This is a genomic window from Streptomyces sp. E2N166 (genome assembly GCF_003671715.1).
Classification (GTDB): Bacteria; Actinomycetota; Actinomycetes; order Streptomycetales; family Streptomycetaceae; genus Streptomyces; species Streptomyces thinghirensis.
Genome location: NZ_RAIF01000025.1, coordinates 111,246 through 118,486, shown reverse-complemented (window position 1 = coordinate 118,486; position 7,241 = coordinate 111,246). Strand labels below are relative to the sequence as shown.

Below are 7,241 nucleotides of genomic sequence, written 5' to 3'. Positions count from 1 at the left end.
CCTCCACCGCCGGTGCCTGTGGCGGCTGGCCGGCGCCCAGCCGGGCCTCGGCCACCGCCAGCCAGGCCCGGCAGCTGCGCACCGGGTCCCCCGCGAACATCGCCAGGTCGGCGCGGACCTCCGTCCAGTGCAGCGCGTCCTCGGAAGCGGGACCGTGCGCCTGGGCGGCGGCCCGCTCGTGCCGGGCGGCGAGCGCGTCGGCGTCCGCGTGCCGCCCGGACCGCACGGCGGCGGCGATGACCGCGTGCGGGTCACCCGCCTCCGGCCCCGGCGCGGCCAGCACCAGTTCCGCGCCGGCCGCCGCGCCACTGCCCGCGCCACTGCCCGCGGCATCGGCCGCGGCGCGGGTCAGCGCCTGCTGGTGCAGCTGGTCCGGCGGCGGCCGGTGCCCGCTGCGCAGGATCGTCGCGACGGCCCGCATGTACGACGGTGCCGCCACCGTCCGTCTGGCGGGCGGCGGCGCGATGCGACCGTAAACGGCGTTGTTGCGCCCGCAGTCCAACGGGCTGGCCCGCAGCCACTGCCAGGTCTCCTGGTCGGCGTGCAGGTCGAGCAGCAGCGTGGTCGCGCCGCTCGGCCGCAGCCGCAGCTCCTCGCGGATCCAGTGCCAGGGCAGGGCGGTGTAGCGGATGGTCGCCGGTGTCGTACGGGCCAGCGCCAGGTGCGGCAGACGCTGGCGCCGGTCCAGCTGGAGCTGGCCGGCGACGTAGACGGTGAGTGGTCCCGGGGCCGCCGCGGCGGCGCGCAGCCGGGTGAGGACGGCCTGCGGCTCCAGCGGGTCGGCGAGCTCGACGACGTTCGCGGTGTCGGTGCCGGAGAGCACGGCGGGCGGCACGGCCGCGAGCACGGGAAGCACGGAGGCGGCGTCCACCAGGCACCCCCTGCCCACGGGCGACGCCGCGAGCAGCAGCACGGTTCCGGGCATGTCCCCTCCCCCTGTCGATCACGTACGGCAGCACCGTAACCGCTGCGGCTGCAAAGCGGGGCACCTGAGCCCTGTCTAGGGCCACTCCGGCGGCCGGCCGGTCCGCCGTACCGCGAAGACCGTGGTGTCGTCGGTCAGCCGTCCCCGGCAGTGCCGCAGCGTGCCGTCCCGGACGAGCGCCACCAGCTTCGGCGGCGCCGCGTTCGACGGATCGGCGGCGACCGCGCGGACGACGTTCTCGGCGTGCCGGTAGAAGCACCCCCGGGCGTCGCGGGCCTCGGTCACCCCGTCGGTGACCACGAGGAGCGTCTCGTCCGCGGCGAGGGCCAGCCGTCGCACCGACGCCGACGGGCCGGACGTCAGGTCGCCCATGCCCAGCGGCAGCCCGCCGGCGTCCCCCAGGGGCCGCACGCCCTCGGGGCCGGCCGCCAGCGGGGGTTCGTGGCCGAAGAAGACGGCGTCCACGGCGTCGGACAGGTCCTCCGAGAAGCCGATGAGGACGGCGGTGGCGAAGCGGTCGCCGTCGGACCGGCCGAGGGCCGCGGTGTGCGCGCGGTGACGCCGCATGCGGGTCTCCAGACGCTCGGCGACCGTCGCGAGGTCCGGCTCGTGGTAGGCGACCTCGCGGAAGGTGCCGAGCAGCGCGGCCGCCGCCTCCACCGCGCCCAGGCCCTTGCCCTGCACGTCGCCGACGAGGACACGGGTGCCGTGCGGGCCGGGCTGGATGTCGTAGAAGTCGCCGCCGACGCGGGCCTCGGTGTCCGAGGAGAGGTAGACGGCGGCGTGGTCGAGGCCGCCGAAGCCCACCGGGAGCGGGCGCAGCACGGTGCGGCGGGTGGTCTCGGCGATGTCCTTCATGTGCAGCATGCGCTGCTCGCCGCCGACCCGGAGCGCGGCGGCCACCACTGCGATCGTCCCCCCGATGGCGACGAGGACCAGGCCGGGCAGCCCGGTCTCCTCCCGGTGCCGCCAGACGGTGTCGGCGAACACGTAGACGACGAGGGCGACCACCGCGAACACGGCCGTGGATCGCACCCCGCAGATCGCGGCGGCGATGCCGGGCACGAGCACGGTCCAGGAGATGATCTCGAACGCGCCGGTCGTGACGTCGGCCGCGGTGATGCCGACGAGCAGGAGCAGCGGGATCAGCCAGGCCACGCTGTGCCCGCGGACACTGAGCAGTTCGTGCCGGGACACGGCGTCGCCCCGGCCGGCGGCCTGGACGAGTCGGCCGAGCAGCCGCCACCGGCCGCGCACCGGCTCGCGGTCGCGACTCCACACGGGGCCCAGCGAACCACGTGCCCCCTCGGCCCGCATCCTGACTTGCCGGTCGGCCCGCCCAGGTGTGCCCTGGTTAGACGGGGGGTGAGGCGAGAGGAGTGCGCTATGGCTCACGCGGTACCGGCACGCGGAACATCCACCGGAACGTCCCCCGGGACGGGCACGCGCGGCCGTACGACGACGCCCGATGTCTTCGGCGAGCGGGCCCACAAGGTGGCGAAGTGGGCGGTGCCCGTCACGATCGGGCTGGTCTACGGCTACTGGGCCGCGTCCATCAACCGGCACGGTGGCCCCATCACCGGCTGGAACCTGCTGTTCGGCTTCATGACCGTGCTCGCGTTCGTCGTGCTCTTCGCCGTGGTCCGGGCAGTGGCCGGACGGCTGCCGCGCGAAGGCCACGCGGTCCTGTGGGCCGCCTTCGCGGGCAGTGCGCTGGGGTTCCTGTACTCGCAGAGCGGCGTGGCCATGTTCACCTGCGTCGTCGTGTCCCTGCTGCTCGCGGCGGCGGTGTTCGCCACGTTGTTCTACCGGTACTACACCCACGAGGACGCGAAGGGCCACCAGGTCACCTGACGGACCGCACGTCCGGGAGGCCGGAGCGCCGGGGCGGGCGACCGCCCGTCCGCGGCCCTCCGGCCCGGGCGGGGCGCCCGTTCGGCTCGTCGTGGTGGGCCATATGCAGTCACGCCGGTCGCCCGTGCCGCTCCCGGGGCCTTGCCTGGAAGGGTGTCCCCACGTCACCGGAACGCCCTGTCGGCCGTCCTGACCGCCCTCGCCTGCCCGCTCGCGCCGTGCGGCACGCTGGCGGGCTGGGCTGTGCACGGGCCGGCCGACACCGGACGGTACGTCGCCGCCATGTCGCCGCTCGCCGACGATCCGGACGTACGGGACGCGGTCGCCGACGCGGTGGGCGAAACGGTGGGCGACGGGGTCGTCGACCAGGTCGCGGCCGGCCCCGTGAGCGGCACCGTGCGGCTCTTCGTACAGGACGCGGCGCGTTCCTTCACCCGGACCGAGGCCTTCCGCGAGGGCTGGGACGCGGCCAACCGCACCGTCCACGACGCCGTGCTGCGCGCCCTGCGGGACGAACGGTCGCGCGGACGCGCGGTCACCGTCGACCTGGCCCCCGTCACCGCCCGTGTCAAGGACCGGCTCACCGACGACAACGTGCCCTTCGCGCGGCGCATCCCGGTCCGGCACACCGCGGTCACCGTGCTCCCGGCCCACGAGGTGGACCGGCTCAGGAAGGGCTACCACGTGCTCGACGTCGCCGCCTTGTGGCTGCCGCTCGCGGCCGTCGTCTTCGCGGTCACCGGCATCGCCGTCGCCGCCTGCCGCAGGCGCGCGGTCACGGCCGCCGGGATCGGCACCGCCCTCGGCGGCGCGCTGCTGGCCCTCGCCGTCGTGGTCGGCCGCCGGTTCACCGTCGCCGAACTCCCCGGCGCGGTGGACGGCGCGGTGGACGGACCGGCCGCGGGCGCCGTCTACGACGCCCTCACCGACACCCTGCGCACGGCCTCCTGGCTCCTGGTCGCCCTGGGGCTCACGGTCGCCCTGGCCTCCTGGCTCACGGGCCGGTACGGACATCTGCTGCGCCGGCGCCGGGCGCCCGCGGGGACCCCCGTCGACCCGGCACCGCCCCGCCGGCCGCGGGCCCGGCTCTGAACCGCCCGGTCGGGAACCCGTCACCGGCTGAATCCGCAGGCGCCCGGCGGCGGGTAATACCTTGGCCGGGTTTCCGGCCTGAAGGCTAGGGTCACCCACCATGTCCAAGACGACGACCCTGTGGCGCCCCACCGGCCCCGAGGAGCTGGCGCTGGTCGAGGCATCCGACTGGACCGCCTGGCCGCCCCGCCTGCCCGAGCAGCCGATCTTCTACCCCGTGCTCAACGAGGACTACGCCGTCCGCATCGCCCGCGACTGGAACGTCCCCGCGTCCGGCTCGGGCCACGTCACGCGGTTCGAGGTCGACACCGACTTCCTGGAGCGCTACCCGGTACGCCGGGCCGGCGGCGAGACCATCCTGGAGCTGTGGGTTCCGGCGGAGGAGCTGGAGGAGTTCAACCGGCACATCGTGGGGCGCATCGAGGTGGTCCGGGAGTTCCACGCGGAGGCGTAGGGAACCCTGTGCGCAACTTTCGGCCTCCGGCGTCCGTCTTAGACGGAGGATTCGGGAATCGCACAGGCAGCCACCGCACCCGCGAGCGAAGGGCCGGGACTTGGACACGGACACCGACACGGCGACCGGCCAGTGGACGGACTCGCGGGAGCGGCCGGCCGCCCGCCGCGCCGGACGGCGGTCCGGGGCCTGGTGCGCGGGGCTGCTGTTCGCCGTGGTGAGCGTGGTCGTCGGCTGCCGCCTCGCCGACAGCGACGGCGTCACACCCGTACCGCAACTGCTCGCCTTCCTGCCCTGGCTGCTCGTGCCGACGGGCGCCGGGCTGCTGCTGACGCTGCTCGCCCGGTGGTGGACCGGCGCCGTGTGGGGGGTGGCGCTGCTCGGGCTGCTGGCCTGGTTCATCGAGCCGTACGGCAAGACGGGCGACCCCGTCGGGCTGCCCGTCGCCGAGCTGCGGGTGCTGACCTCGAACGTCGAGTTCGGACAGGGCACCGGCGAGCTGGTCTCCGCCGTGCGGCGCGAGAAGCCCGACATCGTATTCGTGCAGGAGTGCGAGTACACGTGCGACGCGGCGCTGCGGCGCGGCCTCGCCGCCGACTACCCCCACCGGCAGGCCGTCGAGGGCGGCGGCTCCGAGGGGTCCGTCATCCTGAGCGCGTTCCCGCTCAAGGCCACTCCCGGCGTCCCCGGCACCATGGGCATGCCCGGCGCCGTCGCCGACGTGCGCGGCCACGCCGTACGGCTCCAGCTCGCCCACCCGATGCCGCCGCTGCCGGACCAGGTCGGCCTGTGGCGCGAGGAACTGGGCGCACTGCGCGACGCCGCCGCCGAGGCCGAGGGCAGCGGGACCCCCAGCATCCTCGCCGGCGACTTCAACGCCTCCCAGGACCACGCCGCCTTCCGCCGCGTCCTCGACACGGGGCTGCGCGACGCGGCCCGGCTGGCCGGGGCCGACCGGACGGCCACCTGGCCGGCCCGGACCGCCCCGGCGTTCGGCGTGCAGATCGACCACGTCCTGGTGTCGGAGGACTTCACCGCACACCGCGCCCGGTTCCTGGACCTGGCCGACACCGACCACCGCGCACTGGTCGTCGACCTCACGCTGCACAGGGCCGGCTGACACCGGCCCCGGACGACGCGGCGGGCGCTCAGACGCCGATGTCGCGGCCGTCCGCACGCCACACGGCGACGACCGCCGGACGCACGAGTGTCCCGGGCCCGTCGGGCCAGGTGCTGGCCGGCTCCTCCACGGAGGCGCCGTCGATCTCGCCCGGGTGCTGCACGGCGACCAGCACCCGCCGGTCCTGGATGAGCGGGCCGCAGGTCTCCGCGCCGTTCGGCACGGTCAGGAACTGCTTCAGCTCACCGCGCCGGTCGCCGTTGGTCGCGACGCCGAAGAGGCCGTCGTGGGTGCCGAGCGCGTTGCCGTCGGTGGACAGCCACAGGTTGCCGTGGTCGTCGAAGGCGACGTTGTCGGGGCAGGAGATCGGGCTGACCCGGTCCTTGGGGAAGCCCGCGAAGTAGGTCGCCGGGTCCTCCGGGTCACCGGCGACGAGGAACAGCGACCAGGCGAAGGCGGTCGCGTCGGCCCGGTTCCAGCGCTCGGTCAGCTCCAGGACGTGCCCGTGCTTGTTGGCGTTGCGCGGGTTGGCCTCGTCCGCCTTGGCGTTCGAGCCGACGCCGCGGTTGGAGTTGTTGGTGAGGGCGACGTACACCTTGCCGCTCCGCGGGGACGGCTCGATGTCCTCGGGCCGGTCCATCTTCGTCGCGCCGACCTTGTCACCGGCGAGCCGCGTGAAGACGCAGACCTCCTCGGCGCTCATGCCGTCGACGTGCGAGACGGCGCCGTCCTCGGTGGCGGTGACCAGCGGGATCCAGCGGCCACTGCCGTCGAACTCGCCGTCGCGCGGCAGCTTGCCCGTGCCGTCGATCTCGATCGCCGGGGAGTCGCCGCTGAGCTTGGCGACGTAGAGGGTGCCCTCGTCGAGCAGCGACAGGTTGTGCTCGCGCGCCCAGCGGCTGTTGCCGTGCCGCATCCGCTTGCTGCCGACGAACTTGTAGAAGTAGTCGAACCGCTCGTCGTCGCCGGTGTAGACTACCGGGCGCCCGTCGTGGGTCAGCCGCACGGTCGCGGCCTCGTGCTTGAAGCGGCCGAGCAGCGTGTGCTTGCGCGGGGTGGACTCCGGGTCGTACGGGTCCAGTTCGACGACGTACCCGAAGCGGTGCACCTCGTTCGGCTCCTGGGCGACGTCGAAGCGCTTGTCGAACCGCTCCCACTTGCGCTCGGTGGCGCCGGTGCCGATCCCGTACCGCTTGTCCGTCGCCCGGCTGCTGTTGGCGAAGTACTGGTTGAAGTTCTCCTCGCCGTGCAGCGTCGTGCCCCACGGCGTGGTGCCGCCGGAGCAGTTGTTGAGGGTGCCGAGCACCTTCCGGCCGGACCGGTCGGCGGAGGTCTTCACCAGGTCGGAACCGGCGGCCGGACCGGTCAGCCGGAACTCGGTCGTCGCGGTGACGCGCCGGTTCAGGCGGTGCCGCGTCACGGGCGTCAGCTTCCCGCTCCCGCGCTCCTCCTCCACCACCACGGCGGACAGGCCGTGCGCGGCCCAGGCGATCTCGACCTGCTCACGGGTCGGGTTGTCGGGGTCGTAGCCGCGGAACATGAGCACCTCGTCGGTGTACTCGTGGCTGGCGACGAGGACCTGCCGGCCGCGCTCACCGCGCAGCGGCAGCAGCGCGAGGAAGTCGTTGTTGTACCCGAACTGCCCCGCCTGCGCCTCGGCGGTCTGCTTGTCCGGGTCGAAGGCGGGCGCGCCGCGCAGAATGGGTTCACCCCAACGGATCACGACGTCCTGCCGGTAACCCTCCGGGACGGTGACGGCGTCGTCGGTGTTGGGCGCGACGGGCGTGAACCGCAGC

The 7,241-nt window shown here is 74.4% G+C and carries 7 protein-coding genes; 4 read left to right on the top strand and 3 right to left on the bottom strand.

The features are described from left to right. On the bottom strand, positions 1-925 hold a 925-nt coding region (locus EBH09_RS18525), incomplete at its 3' end, for a hypothetical protein (RefSeq protein WP_121748107.1). 75 nt (positions 926-1,000) lie between these two features. Then, a complete protein-coding gene (locus EBH09_RS18520) occupies positions 1,001-2,242 on the bottom strand; it encodes a PP2C family protein-serine/threonine phosphatase (protein WP_121748106.1) in 1,242 nt (413 codons plus the stop codon). Positions 2,243-2,311: 69 nt separating this feature from the next. On the opposite strand from EBH09_RS18520, the gene EBH09_RS18515 reads away from it, so the two are divergent. From EBH09_RS18515 to EBH09_RS18500, 4 genes are all read left to right on the top strand, one after another. Then, complete coding sequence (locus tag EBH09_RS18515) at positions 2,312-2,779, top strand: hypothetical protein (RefSeq protein WP_121748105.1); 468 nt, start codon at positions 2,312-2,314, stop codon at positions 2,777-2,779. A gap of 153 nt (positions 2,780-2,932) precedes the next feature. Next, a complete protein-coding gene (locus EBH09_RS18510; protein WP_121748104.1) occupies positions 2,933-3,871 on the top strand; it encodes a hypothetical protein in 939 nt (312 codons plus the stop codon). A 100-nt stretch (positions 3,872-3,971) separates the two neighbouring features. Further along, a complete protein-coding gene (locus EBH09_RS18505; protein WP_121748103.1) occupies positions 3,972-4,325 on the top strand; it encodes an ADP-ribosylation/crystallin J1 in 354 nt (117 codons plus the stop codon). 100 nt (positions 4,326-4,425) lie between these two features. Further along, the gene (locus EBH09_RS18500; protein ID WP_121748102.1) at positions 4,426-5,445 is read left to right on the top strand and encodes an endonuclease/exonuclease/phosphatase family protein; all 1,020 of its coding nucleotides are present in this window, start codon (positions 4,426-4,428) and stop codon (positions 5,443-5,445) included. A gap of 28 nt (positions 5,446-5,473) precedes the next feature. Here EBH09_RS18500 and EBH09_RS18495 read toward each other — a convergent pair. Next, a partial coding sequence (locus EBH09_RS18495) for a PhoX family protein (protein ID WP_238697356.1) occupies positions 5,474-7,241 on the bottom strand: 1,768 nt, incomplete at its 5' end.

Coding starts and splice junctions, on each gene's coding strand:
- EBH09_RS18520 (WP_121748106.1), bottom strand. CDS start 2,242: ATGCGGGCCGAGGGGGCACGTGGTTCGCTGGGCCCCGTGTGGAGTCGC.
- EBH09_RS18515 (WP_121748105.1), top strand. CDS start 2,312: ATGGCTCACGCGGTACCGGCACGCGGAACATCCACCGGAACGTCCCCC.
- EBH09_RS18505 (WP_121748103.1), top strand. CDS start 3,972: ATGTCCAAGACGACGACCCTGTGGCGCCCCACCGGCCCCGAGGAGCTG.